The following is a 24,687-nucleotide window of genomic DNA, read 5'->3' on the forward strand; positions in this document are numbered from 1 at the left end:
CCATTTCGCCAAGCGCGGTAAACCGCGCCATGTGGAGAAGCTCCTGCTGCTGCTCCTGTATCCTTGCCTCTGCCCTGTGGCGCTCGGTCAAGTCGCGGCAGAACCCGGTAAAGAAGCGTCCGGTTCCCGGATGCATCTCGCCGACGGCAAGCTCCATCGGAAAGGTCGAACCGTCCTTGCGAATTCCGGTGACGGTGCGGCCGAGCCCGATGATTCGGCGCTCTCCGGTCGTCAGGTAACGGTTTATATAGGCGTCATGCTGGTCACGATAGGGTGACGGCATCAGCAGGCTGACATTCCGGCCGATGACTTCGCTGGATTTATACCCAAACAGCGTTTCGGCAGCCGTGCTGAAGGATTGAATGAGGCCTCGTTCATCGATGACGACCATTGCATCGGGCACTGTGGCAAGGATCGAACGCAGATGATCTTCACGCAATCGAAGCGCGGCGTTCGCAAAGGAGAGTTCGCTGACATCCGTGCCTTCGACAAAGATCGCAGTAATGCGGCCATCGTCGGCCTTGATCGGCTGATAGACGAAATCCAGGATGCGCTCTTCTATGGGTTCGTCGTCCTTGTTGCGAAGCGCGACCTTCACGCCTTGGCCCCTGTATGGCTCGCCGGTCTTGTACACATGGTCCAGCTGTTCGAAGAACCCTTGGCCTTCAAGCTCGGGAAGCGCCTCGCGCGCCGACCTTCCAATCACTTGCCTGTCACCGATCAGCCGTTGGTAGGCGGCATTGGTCAGTTCGAAGACATGATCCGGCTCACGCATGAGGGCCATGAAGCCCGGAGCCTGCTCGAACATTTGTGACAAGACCGATTTCAGCATCGTCCCGCCAACCGACAAAGTAACCGCTTCGCTTTGGCTCACCTGATATCCCTGGGTTCAGCACGCCTGCAACAAAGGCTAATTATCACTCCTCGCCGTGCACGCAAAATCGATCGAGGCAATTGCTTCGCCCCGAGCGACTCGCCTGTTGACCGAGATCAATGCAGCGGTCGCCAACATGGCAACAATGATTGAGAAACAGGAGTGATCGACATGACTTTTCTCGACTACCTGATTTCAGTTGACGCCAGGACCGCCTTGATGGGTCGCATGATGCAGAAGCTCGGCGTCGACAGACAATTGAAGGTCTTGCCGGACCATATGGCCGTCACCAATCGGGCGGTGGACCGCTGCCGCGCCTGCGGGCACCAGGACGAATGCTCGACCTGGCTTGACGAACACCAGCAAGCCGACGATCCGCCAGACTATTGCCGCAACCGCGACCTGATCGCACGGCTGCAGCATGCGGCCGGCCAACGATAGAAATCGAGCCGGCACACGACAGTTCGCGTCAACAAGGCCGTGGTCATCGCGTGGTTACGAAACCAGAATGACGGACAGGGGTTCGGCGCAGAAGAGATTGTCCTTCACGGCTTTGACGCCGGCGACGTTTTCGGCTGCGACAATGGCCGCTTGGCGCTCGCGTTCATCGAAGATCGCGCCGCTCAGTTCCACAACGCCTTTGTCCACTGTGACGCTGATCATGTCCTTGCCTGCCCATTTCTGCGTCGCAAGCTCAGCAATAATGTTCTGACGGATCCGTTCGTCGTCCATGGCTGCCGGGGCCGATCCGGGCAAGACGCTCAGCAATGCACGCAGAAGATCGGAGCGAGTGACAATGCCGACAACCTTGCCACCGTCGACGACAGGAATGCGTTTGACGTGGTTGCGCGTCATCAGCTCGACGATCTCGGACAGCGATGCATCAGGGGATACCGTGATGACATCTGCCGTCATCACCTCCTCGATACGCCGTCCGTTGGCTTGAACATATTCTTCAGCGGCTCTTCTAGGGCTGACAAGAAACTCCAGCCAACGCGAGCGTTTGCGCCTGGTGCCGAGTTCTGCCCGGCGCAGGAAATCGCCCTCGCTGACAATGCCCAGCAGCGTGCCGTCGCTGCGAATGACGGGAAGCCCGCTGATGTTTTTGGAGAGCATCAACCCTGCTGCATCGGAAATCGATGCTGTCGGTTCTATCCCGATGACTGGGGCGGTCATTATGGCTTCGGCTTGCATGCCTGCCTCCTCCGATATTTATCGGGTCATTGTCGAGGTCTCATGCGGGACATGCCTTGATCTGCATCATTTCCGGCATCAACGGCCGTCACCTTGGCTTGTCGTCCCGGTCGATGAGAATCCGCTCTGCTGCCCCGTCGAGATCCTCGTATTGACCGCTCCTCAAGGCCCATAGAAAGCCGGACAGGCCAAGCGCACCGAGGAACAGGGCCACAGGTATGAGGTAGACGAGCGTCGTCATGACATTTGTGCCCAATCGCCGATGCCGGAGCGTCTGTCATACGGAGCAATCCTGGCTGGAGCGTCCCGCACAAATCCTTGCAGGCGCAGCGCATTTGCGATGACCAGGAGCGACGAGGCGGACATCGCTATCGCTGCGATCAACGGCGTGACGTGCCCGAGAATGGCGATCGGCACAGCAACGGTGTTGTAAATGATTGCGATGGCGATGTTCTGGCGGATCAGCCGGCCGGCTTTCCGCGAGACGTCCAGGGCAAGGGGTATTGCCAGAAGGCTTTCGCGCAGGAAGACGAAATCCGCGGCGTTGCGGCCAATGTCGGCAGCGGTCGCAGGCGCGATCGAGACATGCGCTGCGCCCAGTGCGGGCGTGTCGTTGAGCCCGTCGCCGACCATCAAGACCTTGTGTCCAGCTTTGGCCAATGCTTCGACCCGTTCGACCTTGCCGGAGGGCAGCAATGCCGGAACGAAGTGGTCGACAGTCAACGTCTCCGCGACTTCTCGGCAGGCGGCTGCGGTGTCGCCAGACAGCATTTCCACTGACACTTGGGCTTCGTTCAATTGCCCTATCGCGGTCCTGGCATCGGCACGCAGCGCATCTTCGAAAACGAAAGAGGCGACGATCATCCCATTCTTCGAAAGCACCGTCCCGCCATATCTGCCTTCACCGCCCGTCCGTGCCTTCCATCCAGCCCAGCCGCGCCGGCCAAGACGCCACGTGCTGCCTGCGGCGGTGGCTTCGATCCCGAAACCGGGGTGCTCGCTGACGGTTTCCAGCTTCGGCTGGCCGGAAAAGCCCGCGAAACCGGCTATGGCCTTCGAGAATGGATGGCGGGAATGCGCGGCCATGTCGGCTGCGATCGCCAACATCACCGGGTCGATGGATGATGCGTTGATCAGTCGGGGCTGGCCGAGGGTAAGCGTGCCGGTCTTGTCGAACACCGCCGTATCGATCGCCGCCAGGCGCTCCATGGCGGAACCATCCTTGACCATGACGCCATTTTCGAACAGGCGCCGTGCGGCGACCACCTGCACGATCGGCACCGCGAGGCCGAGCGCGCATGGGCATGTGATGATGAGAACGGCAATTGCGATCGTTATCGCCCTGTGCCAGTCGCCGGTAGCCGCCATCCAGCCAAGGAAGGTCACGAAGGCGGTTAGATGAACCACTGGAGCATAAAGCGCCGAGACGCGGTCGGCGATCCGGCGATAGTGGGCGCGGCCACCCTCGGCGGCTTCCATCAGCCGCACCATTTCCGCCAGGAAGGAATCCTTTGCGGCGGCCGTCGCCTCGATGGTCAGCGGGCCGGTAAGATTGAGGATGCCGGCCTGCACAAAGGCACCCGACACCACGGTTCTGGGCGTGCTCTCTCCGGAAACCAGCGAACAGTCGAGGTCCGACGAGCCCCGAATGATCGTGCCATCGACCGGGATCCTTTCGCCGGCAGCGATCAGCAATTGCATGCCCGGTTCGATCTCGCCGACCGGAAGGTAGTCGCGCGCGCCGTCGTCGCGCAGTACCATGGCGCCACGCGCCGCCAGTCGCGACAGTCCGTTCACGGCAGTCCGGGCGCGCTCCCGCATCACGTGATCGAGCGTGCGGCCGATCAACAGGAAGAACAGCAGCGACACCGCCGCGTCGAAATAGGCGTGATCGCCGTGGTTGATGGTCTCGTAGAGGCTCATGGCATAGGCGAGCGAGACGCCGACCGCGATCGGCACGTCCATGTTCATGCGGCCGTGGCGCAGTGCGTTCCAGGCAGAGCGAAAAAAAATGCCGCCGGCGAAGGCGAGCGCGGGGATGGCGATCAGCGCCGAGACCCAATGGAAAAGATCGCGGGTCGCGCCTTCAGCTCCGGACCAGACCGAAACCGAAAGCAGCATGATGTTGCCTGCGGCAAAGCCCGCGACCGCGACGGCGCGGATCAGTTCCGAAAGCGTTTTGTCCTTCTCGCCAATGTCCGGATCGAATAGATGCACCTCGTAGCCGAGCCGTCCAAGCGCGGCGACGAATGGTGGGACCTCGTCCCCGCGCCAGCGGACCGAAACCCGTTTCGTCGACAGGTTGACGCGGGCGCCCTCAACGTGCTCGAGCTTTCCAAGCGCGGTCTCGATCGCCTGGATGCAGGCTGCACAATGAACCGCCGGTACCGAAAGATCGGTTTGGCGAAGATCGTCGCCAAGCGAACGGCTCGCCAGCCTGATTTCCTGGCTCGACGGCAGGACGGTCGTGACCCTGTCCAGATCCAGCGCCATTTCGGCACCCGGTGCACAGCAGCTCATTGCAGCGCCCCTTGGGAGATCATGATCCGGCGGACTTCGCGATAAGGTTCCGCGAGACCGGCTTCGGCGTCGACTTCAACGATCCAGACGCCATCCTTCGGCGTGTGCTGCGCGGCAAATTCCTGGCCCGAGGCAAGGCCAAGAGTGAGAGTCTTGTCTTCGGTCTCATAGGCGGGGTGACGAAACAGCACCTTGACGCCATGCAAGGGAACCGGCTTGCCGGCGGCATCGCTGAGGCTGTAGCGGACTTCGCCCCATGCGATCGTCAATTTGCCAGTCCAGCCGAGTGCGGCCTGCGCACGACCTTCTTCGGCCTTTCGGTTGAACTGCTGGCTGGCCACGTAGGTATTCTCTACGACGAGGCCGGTCCAGCTCGTGTTGGCGAGCGTCGCCATGGTCAGGTTGACGCCTATGACCACACCGAAAAAGGCAAGAATGGTGGCCAGCATGTGCCTGCCGGTGAACTCACGCGATTTTTGCGTATTGGCGCTCATCTGACGGTCTCCGGTGCGTTGAAGGTGGCCGTGTATTCATCCGATTCGAAGCTCGCCTTGTCTTCGACCCGGAACTTGAAGGTCTGCGCTGTGCCGCGAACCTCACCTGCCGGCTGGCGCACGAAGACCTTGAGCATTTTCAGCCGGTCGGGTTCGACCGGGATGGCGAAGGAACGATCTGCAGGGAGGTCGATTCCGACGATGCTCATTTCGGCTCCATGCAGCCCCTTCATCGTGACGACGATCGTCCTTGGCTCGGGGATCATGTTGAGCAGCTTGACGGTGTAGCCGTTGCGGATCGAACCGTCGGACAGTGTGACGAATTGCGGGTTGCGGTCGTGTAGAACGTTGACCTCGAGCCGGTCGCGCGTCAGCAGCGAATACAGCAGCATGAGCCCTACCGCCGACCACGCGCCCATGTAGACGAAGGTGCGCGGCCGGAAGATCTTGCGGATATGGAAATGGGCCAGCGCGTCTGAGAACGCGCCGTCGGCGGTCCGGATGAGCGATGGGTTCACCGGGCGAGAGCCGCCCGCGGTGGCCACCGCCATGTTGGCGTTGTAATCGGATAGCGTCGCATAGGAGATCAGTCCACGCTCCTTGCCGAGCTTGTCCATGATGCCGTCACAGGCATCGATGCAGAGCGCGCAGGTGATGCATTCAAGCTGCTGGCCATCCCGTATATCGATCCCCATCGGGCAGACCGCGACACAGGCATTGCAATCGACGCAGTCTCCGACCAACTGCCCCGCGGCCTGGACTTTCTTGGCGTGACGCGAACGAGGTTCGCCGCGCCAGTCATTGTAGGTTACGGTGAGCGAGTTCTCGTCGAGCATGGCTGCCTGGATGCGCGGCCACGGGCACATATAGGTGCAGACCTGCTCGCGCATCAGCCCGCCGAATGTGTAAGTGGTCGCCGTCAGCACGGCGATGGTGATATAGGCGATCGGCGCGGCGGTGCCGGTGAAGACTTCGCCAATCAGCGTTGGCGCATCGGCGAAATAGAAAATCCAGGCGCCGCCGGTCGCCGCCGCTATGATCAGCCAGATGGCGTGTTTCGATACACGCAACACGAGCTTGCGCGCGCTCCAGGGTCCGGTGTCGAGCTTCATACGAGCGTTGCGATCGCCTTCGATCGCGCGCTCCACCACCAGAAACAAGTCGACCCAGACGGTTTGCGGGCAGGTATAGCCGCACCAGGCCCGGCCGACTGTGGATGTGATCAGGAAAAGGCCGATTCCGGCCATGACCAACAGGCCGGCCACATAATAGAATTCCTGCGGCCATATCTCGATGAAAAAAAAGTAGAAACGGCGGTTGGCAAGATCGACCAGCACGGCTTGGTCCGGGGCGAACGGCCCGCGATCCCACCGCAGCCAGGGCGTCAGGTAGTAAATGCCCAGTGTGATCGCCATCACCAGCCATTTGAAGCGGCGAAAGCTGCCTGAGGCGCGCTTCGGGAAGATCTTCTTGCGCGCAGCATAAAGCGGCTGACGGGTCTTGGCGGAGTTGACCGCCTCGGCTTCGAGCCGTTCTACCTGCGTGTTATCCAGCACGAGAAACTCCAGTCACCAGCCACGATTTCGTGGCGCAAGCCCGACCCCTCGGTTCTGGCTGATAGCCACGTTGAACAAGCTTTGCCGCAGGCTAAGCTTCGCCGCGTTGATGCAGGTCAATTGCCGGATGCCGAATGCAACCGAGGCCCGGCGTTACGCCGGGCCTCGTCGCTTGCGTGGTGAAGGCCGAGAATAGGTCCCCGCGTCCTATTCTCCACCGCCAAGCGAATGGATGTAGACGGCGAGCTCCTTGACCTTGGTCTCGCCGAGACGTCCAACCCAGGCCGGCATGACGCCGTGTTTGGGCCCGCGGACCTGTGAGGCGATGGCTGCTTCGCCGGGCCCGTAGAGCCAGATCGCGTCCGTCAGATCTGGCGCGCCGAACTCCTTGTTGCCTTTTGCGTTGTCGCCGTGACAGGCCACGCAATTCTCCGCGAAAACCTTGGCGCCGGGCTCGACCAGACTTGCATCCTGAACAGAACCCGACAGGCTGGCGACATAAGCACTGACCTGTTTGATCTGGTCGGCCGTGATGATCTCGCCAAAAGCCGGCATTTCCGACACGCGCGTATCCGGGTCGGATGCGAAGCGGATGCCGTGCGTGATCGTTTGCTGGATCTGCTCGGCATTGCCACCCCAAAGCCAATCGTCGTCGTTGAGGTTGGGAAAGCCACTGGACCCCTGGGCGCCGGAGCCGTGGCACTGCACGCAATTGACCTTGAACGCAGCGCCGCCGGCAGCGACCGCGAATTCGCGCAGAGCATCGTCGGCAGCAATCTCCCAGACGGTCTTCGATTGCACCGCCGCAACAAACTTGCCCTTGGCGGCCTCGGCAGCCGCAAGCTCGTTCTTGACATCGTTTCGGCTCGAATAGCCGATCACGCCCTTGGTCGCGGAGGTCAGCATTGGCCATGCCGGATAGGCGATGGTGTAGCCGATCGCCCAGGCGATGGTGATGTAGAAGGTGATGATCCACCAGCGCGGAAGCGGGTTGTTCAGCTCGCTGATGCCATCCCACTCGTGGCCGGTCGTTGAGATGCCCGACACGTCGTCGATATGCTCGTTGCTCATGATCAATCGTCCTTGAGAGGAATCCGGGCGGCTTCGTCGGCTTGCCTGCGGCCGCCGGGACGGAGCGCGAAGGCGACGCACCCAACGAAGAAGAGCGCCATGACGAGCAGGCCCCAACTGTCGGCGAACTCCCGCATCAAATTGTAATCCATAGACATTCTCCTCAGCGGTAGCCGGCGGCTTCGTCGTAGTTCTTGAAATCGACCAGCGTACCGAGCATCTGGAGATAAGCGACCAGGGCATCCATTTCGGTGACCTGCTGCGGATTGCCGTCGAAGTCGCCGAGCTTGGCCTTCGGATAGCGGGCCTCCAGCTCCGATGTGTCGGCGGCGGGATTCGCCTGCGCCATCAGATCGGCGTTGGCATGAGCGATCATGTCATCGGAGTAAGGGACGCCGACGCGGCTGTTTGCGATCAGATGCGTCGAGAAGTCCCTCACCTCGATTGGCGTATTCTTCAGGAACGCATAGCTCGGCATGATCGATTCCGGCACCACCGAGCGTGGCTCGGTAAGATGCTGCACATGCCATTCGTTCGAGTAGCGGTCGCCGACCCGGGCAAGATCCGGCCCGGTACGCTTCGATCCCCACTGGAAAGGGTGGTCGTACATCGACTCGGCCGCCAAGCTGTAGTGACCGTAGCGCTCGACCTCGTCGCGGAACGGCCTGATCATCTGGCTGTGGCAGAGGTAACAGCCCTCGCGCACATAGATGTTGCGCCCGGCGAGCTCCAGTGGCGAATACGGCCGCATGCCTTCGACCTTCTCGATCGTATTGTCGAGATAGAAGAGCGGTGCGATCTCGACGATGCCGCCGACCGTCACCACAAGGAGGGAACCAACGAGAAGAAGCGTGGCGTTCTTCTCGATGATCGCGTGTTTGTCGATCAAGCCCATTGTCTGGCTCCTTATTGCGCAGGCTGGAGGGCGGGGATGGAACCCGGCATCGGCTCCTCCTCGCGCTGGTAGCCGAGGATGGTCATGGTGATGTTCCAGGCCATGATCAGGGCGCCGGACAGGTACATGGCGCCGCCGATGGCGCGCATGATATAGTATGGATGCATAGCGGCGACGGTTTCGGCGAAGGAGTAGACCAGGAAGCCCTGCTCGTCGTATTCGCGCCACATCAGGCCCTGCATGACGCCGGAAACCCACATCACCGCGGCGTAGACGACGATCCCGAGGGTCGCCAGCCAGAAGTGCCAGGTGACGAGCCGCAGCGAATAGAGCCGGTCACGGTTCCACAGCTTCGGCACCATGTAATAGATCGCGCCGAACGAGATCATGCCTACCCAGCCGAGCGCACCTGAGTGGACATGGCCAATGGTCCAGTCGGTGTAATGCGACAGCGAGTTAACCGCCTTGATCGACATCATCGGACCTTCGAAGGTCGACATGCCGTAGAAGGCGACTGCCACCACCATCATGCGGATGATCGGATCGGTGCGGATCTTGTCCCAAGCGCCGGACAACGTCATCAGGCCGTTGATCATGCCGCCCCATGAGGGCATCCAAAGCATAATCGAAAACACCATGCCGAGCGTCTGCGCCCAGTCGGGCAGGGCAGTGTAGTGAAGATGGTGCGGGCCAGCCCAGATGTAGAGGAAGATCAGCGCCCAGAAGTGGATGATCGACAGCCGATAGGAATAGACCGGCCGGTTCGCCTGCTTGGGCACGAAGTAATACATCATGCCGAGGAAGCCGGCGGTGAGAAAGAAGCCGACGGCATTGTGGCCGTACCACCATTGCGTCAGGGCATCCTGCACGCCGGAGAAGGCTGAGTAGCTCTTGGAGCCAAGGAAAGAGACGGGCATCGATAGGTTGTTGACGACATGCAGCATCGCGATGGTCACGATGAACGACAGATAGAACCAGTTGGCGACGTAGATGTGCGGTTCCTTGCGCTTCAGGATGGTGCCGAGGAACAGCAGGAGATAGGCGACCCAGACGATGGTCAGCCAAAGGTCCACATACCACTCGGGTTCGGCATACTCGCGGCTCTCGGTGATGCCGAGCAGGTAGCCTGTCGCGGCCATGACGATGAAAAGCTGATAGCCCCAGAACACGAACCAGGCGAGATCGCCGCCGAACAGCCGGGCGCGGCAGGTGCGCTGCACGACATACAACGATGTGCAAAGCAGTGCATTGCCGCCGAAAGCAAAGACGACGCCGGACGTGTGCAGCGGCCGCAGACGGCCGAAGTTGAACCAGGGCTCGATGTTGAGATCCGGATAGGCAAGCTGCAGGGCGATGACGACACCAACCAGCATGCCAACGACACCCCAGAACATGGTGGCGACGGCACCATAGCGGATTGGCCCATCCATATAGGCGGAAGGGTCGATCGGGGCGGTCGTTGCGAAGCTCGTGTTGCGCAGAAGGATGGCGAGAAAGCCAAGCAGCACGATGAACAGCACCCACATATGCTGCCGAAAAGGCTCGTCCACACCAAAGCCGGCGGCCACCAGCGCCACAAACGCGAAAAGGCCCAAAGCGACAATTTCTGTGCCAAACTTCATGACATGTCCCCGATATCGGATTCCGATGTGCGGACGCCAATCCGCAGCAACACCAATTCCGCAGTCGCTTCGTCACCGCCTTGATCCAGGTCAAAGCTGGACGGTTTTGGATTGGGCAGCGTCGATCTCACGAAGAAAAGGGAGCTGTCTTTGAACAGGGAGAGGGAGCGAAGGTCGTCGCCGTTGGAGGTTTGCCCTGAGAATTCAGTGCTTGCCGACCAATCCGGCAGGGAAGCGGTGCCCGGCGCCATTATGAAGCGTGCGCATGGGCAAAAACTGCAACTGTGCGATGCTCTGGAAAAGATCGCCGACGCCTTACCAGGCGTCGATCGCCTGCAGTGCCTTGGCACGGCCAACGCAATCGTCCCGTTGTTGCGCAACATCCACCAATATGAAGAGACGATTGTTTTTCCTGCCTACGAGGCCGCAGCCGGCAGCAATGCGAACCTTGCCTCGACCCGGCGATTGCGCGCCGAACATGTCGAAGACGAATGCTTTGCTAGTGAGGTGACCGAAATCCTCCTTGCGATCGGCCATGGCAAGACGGTCGAGAATGCCGAAGCCCTCGGCTTCATGCTGCGTGGCTTCTTCGAAAGCATGCGCCGGCATATCGCATTTGAGCGCGAGCATGTCTTGCCGGCTATCGGGATCATCGATCGGGGCTAGGCGCCGGAACGTCGCTCCAGCCGGCTCAGGCTGTCCACCGTCACATGCCGGTTGTTCTCGATCCGGATCACGCCGTCCGTTCTTAGCCTGGTCAGTTGGCGGCTCACCGTCTCGATCGTCAGGCCAAGGAAATCGGCAATGTCGGCGCGCGTCAGTGGCAGATCGAAAGTTGTCGACCTGGCGGCCGGGTCAAGCGTGGGATCGATATTTCGGGCGATCATGAGGAGAAAGCTCGCCACCTTTTCCGAAGCGGTCTTGCGCCCCAGCGTCACCATCCATACGCGTGCTTCGTCGAGTTCATTCAGCGTCTGCTTGAGCAGACGATGCTCGAGCTCAGGCGATTCCTTCATCATCCGTTCGATGGTCGCCTTTGGAAACGAACACAGGGAGACGGCTGTTGCCGCTTCCGCATTGATCGCGCTTTCCACCTTGAACGGCCGTCCCAGAAAATCCGGCGCGAACTGAAGGCCGACAATCTGCTGGCGACCGTCCGAAAGGCTCTTTGTCAGCTTCACCACACCCGAAAGCACGTTCGAATAGCTGTCGACCCTTTCTGCGTCGCCTATCAGCTCGATCCCCGGCTCAATCTGATGCCTCGACGAAGTCTTGGAGAGCCCAACCAGCTGGTTTGCATCCAGCGCACCGCAGACGCCGCGATGTCGGGCCTCGCAAGACTGGCAAAGCACGGGAATGCCGGCACTGTGAACGTCCTGGCGCACTGTCATCATGATCGTCCCGAGGAAGCCAAAGTGGCAGCAGGATAGCATCGGCGGGAGAAAAATCGTTGCGGCAGTTTGTCCGCCGCAAGGGGCTTTGACCGAAATCAAGGCTTCGGCTCATCGACGCGTCCAAAGTCCCAGCCATGCAAACGCAGTGGCTAGAGACATGCGACCGGAATTAGCTGCCAGACTTGGCGAGAACGTCCCGCGCTATACCAGTTATCCGACTGCGCCGCATTTCCATGCGGGCGTCGATGCTGCCGTTTACCGTGGCTGGTTAGAGGCGCTCGAAAGCGGTGACGAGATCTCCCTGTATCTGCACATCCCGTATTGCGACAAGCTCTGCTGGTTCTGTGCGTGCCATACCAAGCAGACGCGCCACTATGAGCCGGTGACCGCTTATCTGCGCTCGCTGCATGCTGAGATCGCGACGATTGCCGGTCTGGTCAGCGGCAAGGTACGTGTCCGTGCAATTCACTTCGGTGGCGGTTCGCCAACGATGCTGAAGCCCGATGACATGGTTGCTCTGGGAGCGGTCTTGCGGGACAGCTTCGATTTTCTACTGGATGCCAAGATCAGCGTCGAAATCGAACCCAACGACATGGACGAAGCACGCCTTGATGCACTTGCAGAGATCGGCATGACGCGGGCGAGCCTCGGCGTGCAGGATTTTGATCCGAAAGTGCAGAAGGCGATCAACCGCGAGCAAAGCTTTTTGCAGACCAAGGCAGTCGTCGACGGAGTTCGTTTACGCGGTGTCGGATCGGTCAATCTGGACCTGCTCTATGGCCTGCCGCACCAAACCAAGGAGAGCGTCTGTTCCACTGTGGCGCAGGCGCTGACCCTGGAACCGGACCGGATGGCGCTGTTCGGCTACGCACATGTGCCCTGGTTCAAGAAGCATCAGACGATGATCGACGAGGCATGGCTGCCAGGCCCCGCGGAGCGGTTCGCCCAATCGCAACTCGCTGCGCGAGCGATTGTGGACAAGGGATACGAAGCGATAGGGCTTGATCATTTCGCCAAGCCGGGCGATGCATTGGCGATAGCGGCCCGCGCGGGGGCTTTGCATCGCAATTTTCAGGGCTACACCGAGGATCGCTGCGAGACATTGATCGGACTTGGCCCTTCGTCCATCGGCCGTTTTCGCCAGGGCTACGTACAGAACATGCCTTCGACCGCCGAGTACGGACGCATGGTTGCGGATGGCGGGCTGGCCGCCGTCCGCGGCATCGCGCTTTCCGACGACGATCGCGTCCGTGGCTGGATCATCGAGCGGCTGATGTGCGATTTCGCCTTCTCGGCAATCGATCTGGTGGAACGCTTCGGCGAAGCCGGCCAGAAGCTCCTTCTTCAGTCGAGTTCCATGGCCCTCCACGATCCCGTTCGATTACTTGAACTCGATGGCGACAGTTTCGTCGTGCCGGATGAAAGTCGTCCCTTCGTCCGAAGCATCGCGGCCAAGTTCGACAAATATTTCGAAAGCGGAACGGCCAGGCACTCGGTTGCAGTCTGAGCACCGGTCAGAAATGTTCCCCGGCCTTGAACGGGCCGATCCGGGTTCCTGCCGCAATCAGGTAGGCGGTCGACCAGCCTATGAGCAGGAATCCATTCACGCCTTCTAGTGCCGCCAACACGCGCCATGCATGAGCGGGCACGACGTCGCCGTAGCCGACCGTCGAAAAGGTGATGGTGGAAAAGTAGAGCGCGGTCTCGAAATCAGGCAGGACTCCGAGCTGGCGATACACCCCGGCCCACAACCAGACCTCCGCGGTCATGACGGCAAAAAGGCCCATCACGACGCTGATCATCGCGACGACTCGGCTTCGCCGACCATGCATGCGAAATCGCGCCACCAGATGTCCCATCGCCCGAGTGATGGCAATGAGCCCAAAGGTGTGAATCACGACCGTCAGGCTTATGATGATCGTTCCGACGAAAAGGTTGAGAGCCATGCAAGGAAATTAGGGATATTGAGGGGCGCTTTCCTTGCGCAAAATCAAAGCTGGCGGTGCATCCGGTCGACCAAAGCTGAATTCAACGTCATGCACTCTTGTTTATATGTTTATGCTGCGGTCAGAACAATCCAAAGCGCCGAAGGGCGGCTTGGACAAGGCTTAGCCGGTTGCGGACGAGCCGGAATCCCAGATTGTCGGGCGGCGTTCCGACTGCGCAGCCGCCGCTCTTACCGTCCCGAATGAAGTTCGACATGTAGGTGCGGTGAAAACCCTCCACAACGTGCACTCCGCAGTTGTCGATCGAACTCGTAATCCCCGCACCGTCGCTGGCCATCGTTGCGTGGACATAGCATGTCGATGTCCATTCCCAGACGTTGCCGGCAAGGTCCGCCAATCCCTTTGAGTTGATGCCAAAAGCCCCTTGTGTCCTTGGCTCAGGATCGGATTTCCGCCCGAGGGAAGCTTCGGTGCGATACTGGGCGAGCCACCGCCGCGCCGGGTTTTTCGGGTCGCTCTCGTTCCCCTCTATGTCGCTTCGGAATCGTTCGCCGGCGGCATAGGCCCACTCGACGTCCGTTGGCAGCCGCCAAGCCTGACCTGTCCGAGCCGACAGCCAGGCGGCATAGGCTTCGGCATCGATAAAACTCACGCCGGTGGCTGGAACGCTGCCGACGCTGAGTGAGTCGGCCGGTTTGCAGGCGCCATCCGTCACGCAGCGTCCATATTCCGACGCGCTTACATGGTATTTCATGATTTCGAATGGCGCATCGATGGTTTCTTGCATGATGGGTGCTGCGACGGGATGGTTCTGCTTGAGGAATTCCCCAGGCTGTGGGTGATCAAACGAGCCGGCACCCAGGACCACCAGTTCGCTCACGGCCACCGGTTGAGACTCCAAAGAACTCTTGTCGAGTGCATGGGTTACGCCCAAGCCGATCAGTGCGGCAGCCGCAGTTGTTCCGAAGGCAAAGACAGGATCGAAGGACATGATGCCAAGTCCGGCCGCATGTGCAACCCGCTGGCTCCGCCGCAGGGTTGCACTGAGGATCGGATCTCCCGTCTACGAGGCGATCGCCTTGGGGGCTTCGACCAGCGTCATCAGATCGTCGTCCCAGCTTCCGTCGACCGTGAAGTGCGCGGTCGCGCCGAGTTCCACCGCTTCGATCAGATTGTGGTTGACGTAAGCATAGATGCCCGGCTGCCGGAAAGTGTAGAGCGCTGAACCTGCCGACCCGCCACGGATGAACCAGGTTTCCAGGTCCTTGGCCGGAGGGTTCGCGAACTTGCCCTGTTCCCAGACAAAGTCGCCATGGCCGCCGATGAGGTGCGGTCGTGTGTCACGATTGGCCTGGGAATGAACGATCAGAACAGCTTCGCCGACCTTGGCCTTCATGGCGTTGTTGCCGGTCAGCGACCCTGCCTTGCCATTGAACACGACATGGGTCGGGATCAATCCTCGCATGACCTTCACGGTGTCGTCATAGTTGTCGCCGGCCGAGTCGTACTTCTTGAATTGCCCTTGCTCGTCGCGCGGGATGTAGAAGTCGTTCTCGCCGATGTAGTAGATGCGGTCGTAGCGAATGGGCTTGCCCTTGTCGTCCTTGAGGCCGTCGCGTGGCAGCACCATCACGGCGCCGCTCATCCCTGACACGACGTGCCATGGGATCATCGCTCCGCCGGGGGCGCAGTGGTAGACGAATGTTCCAGCGCGGGTGGCCTTGAAGCGCAGCGTCACCTGCTCGCCCGGATTGACCAGCGTCAGCCCGCCGCCGCCGAGTGCGCCGGTAGCAGCATGGAAATCGATGTTGTGGGCAAGGGTATTGGTGTCGGGATTGACCAGAGTGAGTTCGAGATAGTCGCCTTCATGCACGACCATCAGAGGCCCCGGGATCGAACCATTGTAGGTCATCGCATTGAGCTGTGTGCCGTCGGCATCGATGATCATAGGCTTCTCTTCGATCGTCATGGTGAATTCGACGACCTTTGGACCGCCCTTGGCGACCTGCTCATGGGCGTGGACAAATGGCGGCGCCACCAAGGTGACCTTTTCACGGGGCAGTCCCGCGACGTCCTTCTCGCTTGCCACAGCCGGCATTGCACCAATGGTGGCAACGGCGGCTGCGGTAAGGACAGATCCCAACAAAGCTTCGCGTCTCGTAAGCATTTCCATCTCCTTGGCTTTAGCTACTTCATGTTCTCAAAATAACCTCGGCTCCTGCCACTTCTTTGCGCTGGCGCAAATCTAATGCGATTGGCGCCGCTTCTTGCTTGGCGAATATCATTTCATTGGGGGGGAGCGGCGGGAAGCGTGCTGCGGGCATTGCAAACCGTGTCGCCAGCTGCCGTCTGGGCACGACGAGATCGCGCCCTGCCGTAGTCTATCGAAATCTCACGTCAAAAATCGGCCGGACCAGACCGCCCCCCTTGGTCCGTCCGGCCTCTCCCTCCACCGGATGTCGCACTGGAGGGCATCTATGAAAAACGGGTCAGTTGGAAGCGGCCTTGGTCGCCTCCGCGAACAACTCGGCGAATACGGGTTTGGCCTTTCCAACCTGCTTGACGGCTTCCGCCGCTTCCAGATTGACAGGCTTGCCGACGACGATCAGCGCCACCATGCCCATGCCGTAATGTGGAGCACACTTCACGCCATAGATGCCCTCCTTGGTGAGGGTCACGGTTACTTCCTCACTGGGCTTCCCTTTGAAAGCTTCAGCGCCGTCCGGAATCATGTCCTTGATACTTTCGGCATTATGGGACTTGTCGGTCGGCACAAACTTGACCGTGTCGCCAGGCGCCGCCTGAACAAAGGCGGGCTGGAAGACCATCGAACCTTTCTCTCCCCTGTTCAGCATTTGCACTACGTGTTCTTCGGCATTTGCCGAACCAGCAATAGAGAGCAAGGCGATGGCCGCCGCGATCAGGGGCAGTCTCATGGGAAATCCTTTCTTGAGTTCATCACGGCATCAGCCGTCGCGCTCTTCTACGTCACCAGGAGACTTGGCGATTTGCGCTGGCGCAAATTGGCGGTGATGGTGCATGGCGTTCTGGGAGAGAACGGATTCGACCAGTAGGCCTGCTCCTGGAACGGGCATCTTAAATCCGTGTCCGGGAGGGCGGTCGCGCTGAGACTAAGAGGGAGCAGTCCGATGCACCTTGGTCAAATCGGCCCGCAGACCAATATTGAGTCACCATCTAAACCGCGCAGATTGTCGACCGCGTCAGGAACCGCTTCTCCCGTCCGTTGTCGAGCGAGAACATTCCGCCGCGACCGGGCACCACGTCGATTATCAGATCGGTATGTTTCCAGGCCTCGAATTGCGAAGCCCCGATGTAAAAAGGCGCGTCGCCGATGTGGCCAAGCAGCACATCACGGTCGCTGACGATGAAGCCGGCGCGCGGATAGCACATGGGCGAAGAGCCATCGCAGCATCCGCCGGATTGATGGAACAGTACCGGGCCATGTTCCGCGACAATCTCCGCGATCAGTTCGAGGGCCGCCGGTGCCGCTGTAACTTTCGCATGCATGGGCGTTTTCCGATCCCCGTCCTGCGGCGCGGCCCCAGTTGGGGCCGCGCCGCTCGCCTTGGGAGGTGATCAGAAGAAGCCGAGCTTTTTCGGGCTATAGCTGACCAGCATGTTCTTGGTCTGCTGGTAGTGGTCGAGCATCATCTTGTGCGTTTCGCGGCCGATGCCGGACTGTTTATAGCCGCCAAAGGCGGCATGGGCCGGATAAGCGTGGTAGCAGTTGGTCCAGACGCGGCCCGCATGGATCGCGCGGCCAAACCGATAGGCGCGGTTGCCATCGCGCGTCCAGACGCCGGCGCCGAGGCCGTAGAGCGTATCGTTGGCTATCGCCAGCGCTTCGTCATCGTCCTTGAAAGTCGTGACCGAAACCACAGGCCCGAAAATCTCCTCCTGGAAGATGCGCATCTTGTTATGGCCTTTGAACACGGTTGGCTTGACGTAATAGCCGCCTGCCAGATCGCCAGGCAGAACATTGCGGGCGCCCCCGGTCAGCACCTCGGCGCCTTCCTGGCGGCCTATGTCGATGTAGGACAGGATCTTTTCCATCTGCTCGGACGAGGCCTGTGCTCCGATCATCGTCGCCGGGTCGAGCGGATCTCCCTGCACGATCGCCTCGACGCGCTTGAGGGCACGTTCCATGAACGTGTCATAGATCGAGTCATGGATGAGCGCGCGGCTCGGGCAGGTGCAGACTTCGCCCTGGTTCAGTGCGAACATTACGAAGCCTTCAATCGCCTTGTCGAAGAAATCGTCGTCGTCGGCGACCACATCCCTAAAGAAGATATTGGGTGACTTCCCGCCCAGTTCCAGCGTGACGGGAATGAGATTCTGGCTGGCATATTGCATGATCAGCCGGCCCGTCGTGGTTTCGCCGGTAAAGGCAATCTTGGCAATGCGCGGCGAGGACGCGAGCGGCTTGCCGGCCTCGAGGCCGAAGCCGTTGACGATGTTCAGCACGCCTGGCGGCAACAGATCGGCGACAAGATCGGCCCAGAGCATGATGGCGGCCGGTGTCTGCTCGGCAGGTTTCAACACGACGCAGTTTCCGGCCGCAAGCGCGGGAGCAAGCTTCCAGCATGCCATCAGCAGCGGGAAGTTCCACGGGATGATCTGGCCGACCACGCCGAGCGGCTCATGGAAATGATAGGCGACGGTATCGTCGTCGATCTGGGAAAGGCTGCCTTCCTGGCCACGCAAGGCGCCGGCGAAATAGCGAAAATGATCGATGGCAAGCGGCAGATCGGCCGCGGTCGTCTCGCGGATCGGCTTGCCGTTATCCCAGGTTTCGGCGCATGCGAGCAGATCGAGGTTCTCTTCCATGCGGTCTGCAATGCGGTTGAGGGTCAGCGCACGCTCGGCGACGCTGGTGTGGCCCCACGCGTCCTTGGCGGCATGCGCCGCGTCCAGAGCCGCCTCGATGTCCTGGGCATCCGAGCGCGCCACCTCGCACAGCAATTGACCGTTCACCGGCGAGAAGTTTTCGAAGTAACGGCCGGAGCGCGGCTCGGCCCATTTGCCGCCGATGAAATTGCCGTAACGCCTATCGAAGGGCGCCTTGACCGAGCGTGAGAATTCAACCTTGTTCATGTCTTCCTCCCGAAAGCTAACGCCGCGGAATGCGACGCTTAGGAAGAGACTTGCGATTTCTGCCTCTATTGTCATCGTGTCGAGGACAGTGGGCGGGCAGGATGTGTCGCAGAATTGCGACAGTCGTTTGAGGATTCGAAAAAGTCAGTGAGACCGGTGGAGATCCAGGCGATTGAGCTTCCGGTGAAGCGTCGCACGGCTGATGCCAAGCGCCTGAGCCGCAGCCGAGACATTTCCATCTACCCGCGCAAGCGCCCGCTGCAGAACGCCGCGCTCCGCCTCGGCGAGGACTTCGTGACCGCTCTCCGCCCAACCGAGCAGGTCGGCCGCGGGCATAGGCTTGTCGAGACACTGTCGCGTAATTCCAAGCGCCAGGCGAGCCGAACGGGTCGCGCCGACTACAAGATCGTCCGCATCAACTGCGATCAGCGCGCCGGATACCTTCTCGGTCACTGGCGCCAGCAGAATTCGCGCCTTTGGGAATGCCATCTTGAAGTTCTCCGCCTCGATCCGGCGCGCCGCGTCGACTACGGCCACCGAAATAAGATTGGCGAAGGCTTCGGTCAGATCAGCCCGGCAGGAAGACACGTCAAGCGCAGCCACAAGATCTCCCTCATGATCATAGATCGGAGCGGTGGTGCAGCTCAGCCCGGTGTTGCGCGTATGGAAATGCTGGTCGCGGTGTATTGTTAGCGCGCGCTGTTCAATCAGACAGGTGCCGATCCCGTTGGTGCCCTGGCTTTCCTCATTCCAGACGGAGCCAGTCCACAAACCCCAGGAATGAAACGTCTCGTCATCCACCGGCGCGCCGCGCCGTTCGACCGGCACCCCATCACGATCGGCGAGAAGGACGCAGCATCCGACTCCGCCCACCGCAAGATAGAGCCGGTCGAGACTCGATTGGGCAGCACGGACGAGCGATTCGATGCGTTGCCGGGCCTGGCTTAGTTCCGCCTCCGTCAGGTAGCGGGGAGGGCTGCAATCGGCCGGATCGAGCCGATGCAAAGTGGAAGACCTTCGCCAGGAGGCAACCAGTGCGGACTTCGCCGCGGCATCCGAGGCAATTGCGGCCTGTATGCGGTCGGCATGATGACCGGATAGATCCTCGCGCATGCTTCCTCCCAAATCCCGGCTCTTCCCTTTCGGTTTCTGGACCAGGTCTGCTGCAAGACAGAGGTACGCCGCCAACGCGCCTGCTTTTCCGCTTTTAGTCCTCACACGTCAATTCGTCGGAAGAACTAGAAGGGCAAAACATTACCCCACCATGCTTGGCCGAACCGATGGTCATCCTCGGAGGGAACGTTCAAACATCTCTGTCGAAGCGAACCATTCAGTTGACGTCTACTCAAACGAGATTGGGCATTCATTGATCGAGAACAAAGTTTCGCGCGGCACGCCGGCCGGCGACATGAGGGCCGCATTCTTCAAGCGGCAGGTTTATGACCGCCTCATACCGGGCCGCAGCGCGCCGACGCTTGTCAGGCTTGCCGTGTTTGCTAGCACGCCCCGCCCCCTTCTCCATGACCATTTCGGGCTGCGGTGACCTTGTTCACACCACGCAGGAAGGCGGCGCAAACTGCTACCAAGAACGGACCGAACAGGGGCCTGGAACATCGGGCCAAGGTTCGCGCTTTCCTGGACGTGGTCGAGAAGGCGCCACCTTTGGCGGACTGCAGGCGATAGGCGAGCTCTCGGTAGCCATTTCAATGTCGGCCGAGGGCTCTGAGCGTGGTCGCGCTGCGCCGCTTCGCGGCGGACCTTGCCCGTTTTCTACCTTTCAGGATGCACGCGGTGAGCAGACCATATTTTGACATAAAGATATGTTTATGTCACAGATCTGATCTTGGAAGGCGAGGCTCACTGTGGTGCATTCTGAATCACCCTTGAATTCCCTTTTCGGACCTATTGTCGCCAAGGCGGATGGATCGGAGATCCGTTCTGCCTTGGAATCGGCCGCGCGCGAACGAATCCTGATTCTCGACGGCGCGATGGGCACGCAGATCCAGGGGCTTGGCTTCAACGAGGAACAGTTCCGCGGCGACAAGTTCGTCGGCTGCGTCTGCCATCAGCAGGGCAACAACGACCTGCTGATCCTGACGCAGCCGAAAGCGATCGAGGAAATCCACTATCAGTACGCGATTGCCGGCGCGGACATCGTCGAGACCAACACCTTCTCCTCCACGTCGATCGCCCAGGCCGATTACGGCATGGAGGACGCGGTTTATGACCTGAACCGGGATGGAGCCCGTCTGGTGCGGCGAGCCTGCATCCGCGCCCAACAGGAGGATGGCAAGCGCCGCTTCGTCGCCGGCGCGCTGGGACCGACCAACCGCACCGCCTCGATGTCGCCAGACGTCAACAACCCCGGCTATCGCGCCGCCAGCTTCGACGATCTGCGCATCGCCTATGGCGAGCAGTTGCGCGGCCTGATCGACGGCGGCGCCGACATCATCCTGATCGAGACGATCTTCGACACGCTGAACGCCAAGGCGGCGATCTTCGCCTGCAACGAGATCTTCCTCGAAAAGGGCGTGCATCTTCCGGTCATGATCTCGGGTACGATCACCGACCTGTCGGGCCGCACGCTGTCGGGCCAGACACCGACGGCCTTCTGGCATTCGATCCGCCACGCCAGTCCGTTCACGGTCGGCCTCAACTGCGCGCTCGGCGCCAACGCCATGCGCGCACATCTCGCCGAGATTTCCGGCGTTGCCAACACCTTCACCTGCGCCTATCCCAATGCCGGCCTGCCCAACGAGTTCGGCCGCTACGACGAGAGCCCGGAATTCATGGCGGCGCAGATCGAGGGTTTTGCGCGCGAGAGACTGGTCAATGTGGTCGGCGGCTGCTGCGGATCGACGCCGGACCACATCCGCGCCATCGCCGAAGCCGTGAAAAAGTACCCGCCGCGCGCCATTCCGGAGATCGAGCGCAAAATGCGCCTGTCAGGTCTGGAACCGTTCACGCTCACCAAGGAAATTCCCTTCGTCAATGTCGGCGAGCGCACCAACGTCACCGGTTCGGCGAAATTCAGGAAACTGATCACCGCCGGCGACTACGCCGCCGCCCTCGACATCGCGCGCGATCAGGTCGCCAACGGTGCCCAGATCATCGACATCAACATGGACGAGGGTCTGATCGATTCGAAGAAGGCGATGGTCGAGTATCTCAGCCTGATCGCAGCAGAGCCAGACATCGCCCGCGTTCCGGTGATGATCGACAGCTCGAAATGGGAGATCATCGAGGCCGGGCTGAAATGCGTGCAAGGCAAGCCGCTGGTCAATTCCATCTCGATGAAGGAAGGCGAGGAGGCCTTCCTGCATCACGCGAAGCTGGTGCGCGCCTATGGCGCGGCTGTCGTCGTCATGGCGTTCGACGAGGAAGGCCAGGCGGACACGCAGGCGCGAAAAGTCGCCATCTGCACCCGCGCTTACAAGCTCCTGACCGAGCAGGCCGGCTTTCCGCCCGAGGACATCGCTTTCGACCCGAACATCTTCGCCATCGCCACCGGCATCGACGAACACAACAATTACGGGGTCGACTTCATCGAGGCGACGCGGGAAATCGTCCAGACCCTGCCGCACGTCCATATTTCGGGGGGCGTGTCGAACCTGTCCTTCTCGTTCCGCGGCAATGAACCGGTGCGCGAGGCCATGCACGCCGTGTTCCTCTACCACGCCATCCAGGCGGGCATGGACATGGGCATCGTCAATGCCGGCCAGCTCGCTGTCTATGAATCCATCGATCCGGAACTGCGCGAAGCCTGCGAGGACGTCATCAACAACCGCCAGCCGGCGGGCGGCGGCAGCGCCACCGAGCGGATGCTGGAACTCGCCGAGCGTTTCAAGGGAACCGCCGGCAAGGAGGCCAAGGAACGCGATCTCAAATGGCGCGAATGGCACGTGGAGCAGCGCATTTCGCATGCGCTGGTCAACGGCATCACCGAATTCATCGACGCCGATACCGACGAGGCCCGGCTTGCCACCGAGCGCCCGCTGCATGTCATCGAGGGCCCGCTGATGGCAGGCATGAACGTCGTCGGCGACCTGTTCGGCGCCGGAAAGATGTTCCTGCCGCAGGTGGTGAAATCGGCCCGTGTGATGAAACAGGCGGTCGCCGGGCTGCTGCCGCACATGGAAGCCGAGAAGCTGGCCAACGCCGCCAACGGCATCTACACCGGCGAACGCCAGACCGCCGGAAAAATCCTGATGGCGACGGTCAAGGGCGACGTCCACGACATCGGCAAGAATATCGTCGGCGTCGTGCTCGCCTGCAACAACTACGAGATCATCGATCTCGGCGTCATGGTGCCGGCGACAAAGATTCTGCAGACGGCGCGCGAGCAAAACGTCGACATTATCGGCCTGTCCGGCCTGATCACGCCGTCGCTCGACGAGATGGCGCATGTCGCCTCCGAAATGGAGCGCGAAGGTTTCGACATTCCGTTGCTGATTGGCGGGGCGACGACCAGCCGCGTGCATACGGCGGTGAAAATCCACCCGCGCTATGAGCGCGGCCAGACGGTCTACGTCACCGATGCCAGCCGCGCCGTCGGCGTCGTCTCGTCATTGCTGTCCCACGAGGCAAAGGGCGACTATGTCGATACGGTACGCGCCGAGTACCGCAAGGTGGCGGACGCGCATGCTCGCAGCGAAGCCGACAAGCTGCGCCTTCCGCTCGCCAGGGCAAGGGCAAACGCCCACAAGATCGACTGGTCGGGCTATGTCCCGCAAAAACCCTCCTTCCTCGGGCTGAAGGTTTTCGAGACTTGGGACCTCGCCGAACTCGCCCGCTATATCGACTGGACGCCGTTCTTCCAGACCTGGGAGATGAGGGGGCGCTATCCGAAGATTCTCGAAGACGAGGCACAGGGGCCGGCGGCGCGCCAGCTCTTCGAGGATGCACAGGCGATGTTGAAGCAGATCATCGCGGAAAAGTGGTTCGCACCGAAGGGCGTGATCGGCTTTTGGCCGGCCAACGCCGTCGGCGACGACATCAGGCTTTTCACCGACGACACGCGTTCGCTGGAGCTGACGACCTTCTTCACGCTGCGCCAGCAACTGACCAAGCGCGACGGCAAGGCCAACGTCGCCCTGTCGGATTTCGTCGCGCCGCTCGAAAGCGGCAAGGCCGATTATCTCGGCGGCTTCATCGTGACCGCCGGCATCGAGGAAGTGGCGCTCGCCGAGCGCTTCGAGCGGGCCAATGACGATTATTCCGCGATAATGGTGAAGGCGCTCGCCGACCGCTTCGCCGAAGCCTTCGCCGAGCGGTTGCACGAGCGTGTCCGAAAAGAGTTGTGGGGCTATGCGCCGGACGAGAACCTGGCCCCGGAGGATCTAATCGGCGAACCCTATTGCGGCATCAGGCCGGCGCCCGGCTATCCGGCGCAGCCCGACCATACCGAGAAGGCGACGCTGTTCAGGCTGCTCGACGGCGAACGCAACGCAGGGGTCACCTTGACCGAAAGCTATGCCATGTGGCCCGGCTCGTCGGTCTCCGGCATCTATCTCGCCCATCCGGAAAGCTACTATTTCGGGGTGGCCAAGATCGAGCGCGATCAGGTGGAGGACTATGCACGGCGCAAAGACATACCAATTTCGGAGGTCGAGCGGTGGCTCGGGCCCATCCTGAATTATATCCCAGTGCAGGGCGCTGAGGCCGCTGAATAGATTGTCGGCTTACCAGCTTCCAGGTGGAATTCGTTCCTGTATTCAGCCTTGTCGGTCGCGCCGCTCATCTACTGGGCGGTGCGCGGCAAGAAGATGCAGAGATCGCGAAAATCCTAGGCATCTCCATAGAAGGAGTATGGGACGCGGTGGGCATTCCCGCAACAAGTCTGGACGGAATACAGCAATGAAACCAATCGCTTAGACATGCTAGACGTTATGACCGTGGTCTGAGCGGCGGCCCGTCCTTAGTCTTTGCAGCTGTAAGCAAACGGGGGTTGCTCGGGAATGCCGAGCCGAGCCCCAGCAAAGGAAGGACGAGCCATGGCAGAAGATA

23 protein-coding genes are annotated in these 24,687 nt (G+C 60.7%); 4 read left to right on the forward strand and 19 right to left on the reverse strand.

Going from position 1 to position 24,687, the window contains the following annotated elements; translation table 11 throughout:
- Positions 1–874, reverse strand: an 874-nt coding sequence (locus EN859_RS33390; protein WP_135913569.1) for a PAS domain S-box protein, incomplete at its 3' end; no start/stop codon positions are given.
- A 171-nt stretch (positions 875–1,045) separates the two neighbouring features.
- Here EN859_RS33390 and EN859_RS33395 point away from each other — a divergent pair.
- The gene (locus EN859_RS33395; protein WP_127856903.1) at positions 1,046–1,315 is read left to right on the forward strand and encodes a DUF6455 family protein; all 270 of its coding nucleotides are present in this window, start codon (positions 1,046–1,048) and stop codon (positions 1,313–1,315) included.
- A gap of 54 nt (positions 1,316–1,369) precedes the next feature.
- On the opposite strand, the gene EN859_RS33400 is transcribed toward EN859_RS33395, so the two are convergent.
- From EN859_RS33400 to EN859_RS33445, 10 genes are all read right to left on the reverse strand, one after another.
- Entirely contained in the window at positions 1,370–2,068 is a 699-nt protein-coding gene (locus EN859_RS33400) for a CBS domain-containing protein (protein WP_127856902.1), read from the reverse strand.
- An 88-nt stretch (positions 2,069–2,156) separates the two neighbouring features.
- Complete coding sequence (ccoS, locus tag EN859_RS33405) at positions 2,157–2,309, reverse strand: cbb3-type cytochrome oxidase assembly protein CcoS (protein WP_127856901.1); 153 nt, start codon at positions 2,307–2,309, stop codon at positions 2,157–2,159.
- The gene (locus EN859_RS33410) at positions 2,306–4,588 is read right to left on the reverse strand and encodes a cation-translocating P-type ATPase (protein ID WP_127856900.1); all 2,283 of its coding nucleotides are present in this window, start codon (positions 4,586–4,588) and stop codon (positions 2,306–2,308) included. The genes ccoS and EN859_RS33410 overlap by 4 nt, the downstream gene beginning before the upstream one ends.
- Positions 4,585–5,082, reverse strand: coding sequence for a FixH family protein (locus EN859_RS33415; RefSeq protein WP_127856899.1), 498 nt, complete (start codon positions 5,080–5,082; stop codon positions 4,585–4,587). Before EN859_RS33415 ends, EN859_RS33410 begins: the two co-directional genes overlap by 4 nt.
- Positions 5,079–6,638, reverse strand: coding sequence for a cytochrome c oxidase accessory protein CcoG (ccoG, locus tag EN859_RS33420; RefSeq protein ID WP_127856898.1), 1,560 nt, complete (start codon positions 6,636–6,638; stop codon positions 5,079–5,081). The genes EN859_RS33415 and ccoG overlap by 4 nt, the downstream gene beginning before the upstream one ends.
- A gap of 207 nt (positions 6,639–6,845) precedes the next feature.
- Positions 6,846–7,709: a cytochrome-c oxidase, cbb3-type subunit III gene (gene ccoP / locus EN859_RS33425; protein WP_127856897.1), complete on the reverse strand. Its 864-nt coding sequence runs from the start codon at positions 7,707–7,709 to the stop codon at positions 6,846–6,848.
- A 2-nt stretch (positions 7,710–7,711) separates the two neighbouring features.
- Positions 7,712–7,861: a cbb3-type cytochrome c oxidase subunit 3 gene (locus EN859_RS33430; protein WP_127856896.1), complete on the reverse strand. Its 150-nt coding sequence runs from the start codon at positions 7,859–7,861 to the stop codon at positions 7,712–7,714.
- 11 nt (positions 7,862–7,872) lie between these two features.
- The gene (gene ccoO, locus EN859_RS33435) at positions 7,873–8,604 is read right to left on the reverse strand and encodes a cytochrome-c oxidase, cbb3-type subunit II (protein WP_127856895.1); all 732 of its coding nucleotides are present in this window, start codon (positions 8,602–8,604) and stop codon (positions 7,873–7,875) included.
- 11 nt (positions 8,605–8,615) lie between these two features.
- On the reverse strand, positions 8,616–10,226 hold the full coding sequence (ccoN, locus tag EN859_RS33440) for a cytochrome-c oxidase, cbb3-type subunit I (RefSeq protein ID WP_127856894.1): 1,611 nt from the start codon (positions 10,224–10,226) through the stop codon (positions 8,616–8,618).
- Positions 10,223–10,477, reverse strand: coding sequence for a hypothetical protein (locus EN859_RS33445; protein WP_127856893.1), 255 nt, complete (start codon positions 10,475–10,477; stop codon positions 10,223–10,225). The genes ccoN and EN859_RS33445 overlap by 4 nt, the downstream gene beginning before the upstream one ends.
- A gap of 1 nt (position 10,478) precedes the next feature.
- On the opposite strand from EN859_RS33445, the gene EN859_RS33450 reads away from it, so the two are divergent.
- The gene (locus tag EN859_RS33450) at positions 10,479–10,892 is read left to right on the forward strand and encodes a hemerythrin domain-containing protein (RefSeq protein WP_127856892.1); all 414 of its coding nucleotides are present in this window, start codon (positions 10,479–10,481) and stop codon (positions 10,890–10,892) included.
- On the opposite strand, the gene EN859_RS33455 is transcribed toward EN859_RS33450, so the two are convergent.
- A complete protein-coding gene (locus EN859_RS33455; RefSeq protein ID WP_127856905.1) occupies positions 10,889–11,617 on the reverse strand; it encodes a Crp/Fnr family transcriptional regulator in 729 nt (242 codons plus the stop codon). The genes EN859_RS33450 and EN859_RS33455 overlap by 4 nt on opposite strands.
- A gap of 160 nt (positions 11,618–11,777) precedes the next feature.
- Here EN859_RS33455 and hemN point away from each other — a divergent pair, with 160 nt between their 5' ends.
- Positions 11,778–13,127 (forward strand): oxygen-independent coproporphyrinogen III oxidase, encoded by a 1,350-nt coding sequence (gene hemN, locus EN859_RS33460; protein WP_127856891.1) that lies wholly within the window; start codon positions 11,778–11,780, stop codon positions 13,125–13,127.
- Positions 13,128–13,134: 7 nt separating this feature from the next.
- Here the strand turns inward: hemN and EN859_RS33465 are convergent, their stop codons facing one another.
- The 7 genes from EN859_RS33465 to EN859_RS33495 form a co-directional block, all read right to left on the reverse strand.
- The gene (locus tag EN859_RS33465) at positions 13,135–13,566 is read right to left on the reverse strand and encodes a potassium channel family protein (RefSeq protein ID WP_127856890.1); all 432 of its coding nucleotides are present in this window, start codon (positions 13,564–13,566) and stop codon (positions 13,135–13,137) included.
- Between the two features lie 121 nt (positions 13,567–13,687).
- Complete coding sequence (locus tag EN859_RS33470; protein WP_127856889.1) at positions 13,688–14,557, reverse strand: SUMF1/EgtB/PvdO family nonheme iron enzyme; 870 nt, start codon at positions 14,555–14,557, stop codon at positions 13,688–13,690.
- A gap of 72 nt (positions 14,558–14,629) precedes the next feature.
- On the reverse strand, positions 14,630–15,733 hold the full coding sequence (gene nirK / locus EN859_RS33475; RefSeq protein WP_127856888.1) for a copper-containing nitrite reductase: 1,104 nt from the start codon (positions 15,731–15,733) through the stop codon (positions 14,630–14,632).
- Positions 15,734–16,055: 322 nt separating this feature from the next.
- Positions 16,056–16,502 carry a pseudoazurin gene (locus tag EN859_RS33480; protein WP_127856887.1) on the reverse strand — a complete coding sequence of 149 codons (447 nt, stop codon included), beginning with the start codon at positions 16,500–16,502 and terminating at the stop codon, positions 16,056–16,058.
- Positions 16,503–16,761: 259 nt separating this feature from the next.
- The gene (locus EN859_RS33485) at positions 16,762–17,094 is read right to left on the reverse strand and encodes a DUF779 domain-containing protein (protein WP_127856886.1); all 333 of its coding nucleotides are present in this window, start codon (positions 17,092–17,094) and stop codon (positions 16,762–16,764) included.
- 69 nt (positions 17,095–17,163) lie between these two features.
- Entirely contained in the window at positions 17,164–18,681 is a 1,518-nt protein-coding gene (gene adh / locus EN859_RS33490; RefSeq protein ID WP_127856885.1) for an aldehyde dehydrogenase, read from the reverse strand.
- Positions 18,682–18,825: 144 nt separating this feature from the next.
- Positions 18,826–19,794, reverse strand: coding sequence for a helix-turn-helix domain-containing protein (locus EN859_RS33495; RefSeq protein WP_127856884.1), 969 nt, complete (start codon positions 19,792–19,794; stop codon positions 18,826–18,828).
- A gap of 749 nt (positions 19,795–20,543) precedes the next feature.
- On the opposite strand from EN859_RS33495, the gene metH reads away from it, so the two are divergent.
- Positions 20,544–24,353, forward strand: coding sequence for a methionine synthase (gene metH / locus EN859_RS33500; protein ID WP_127856883.1), 3,810 nt, complete (start codon positions 20,544–20,546; stop codon positions 24,351–24,353).
- Positions 24,354–24,687 lie beyond the last annotated feature (334 nt).

It is taken from the genome of Mesorhizobium sp. M00.F.Ca.ET.216.01.1.1 (assembly GCF_004010325.2).
Classification (GTDB): Bacteria; Pseudomonadota; Alphaproteobacteria; order Rhizobiales; family Rhizobiaceae; genus Mesorhizobium.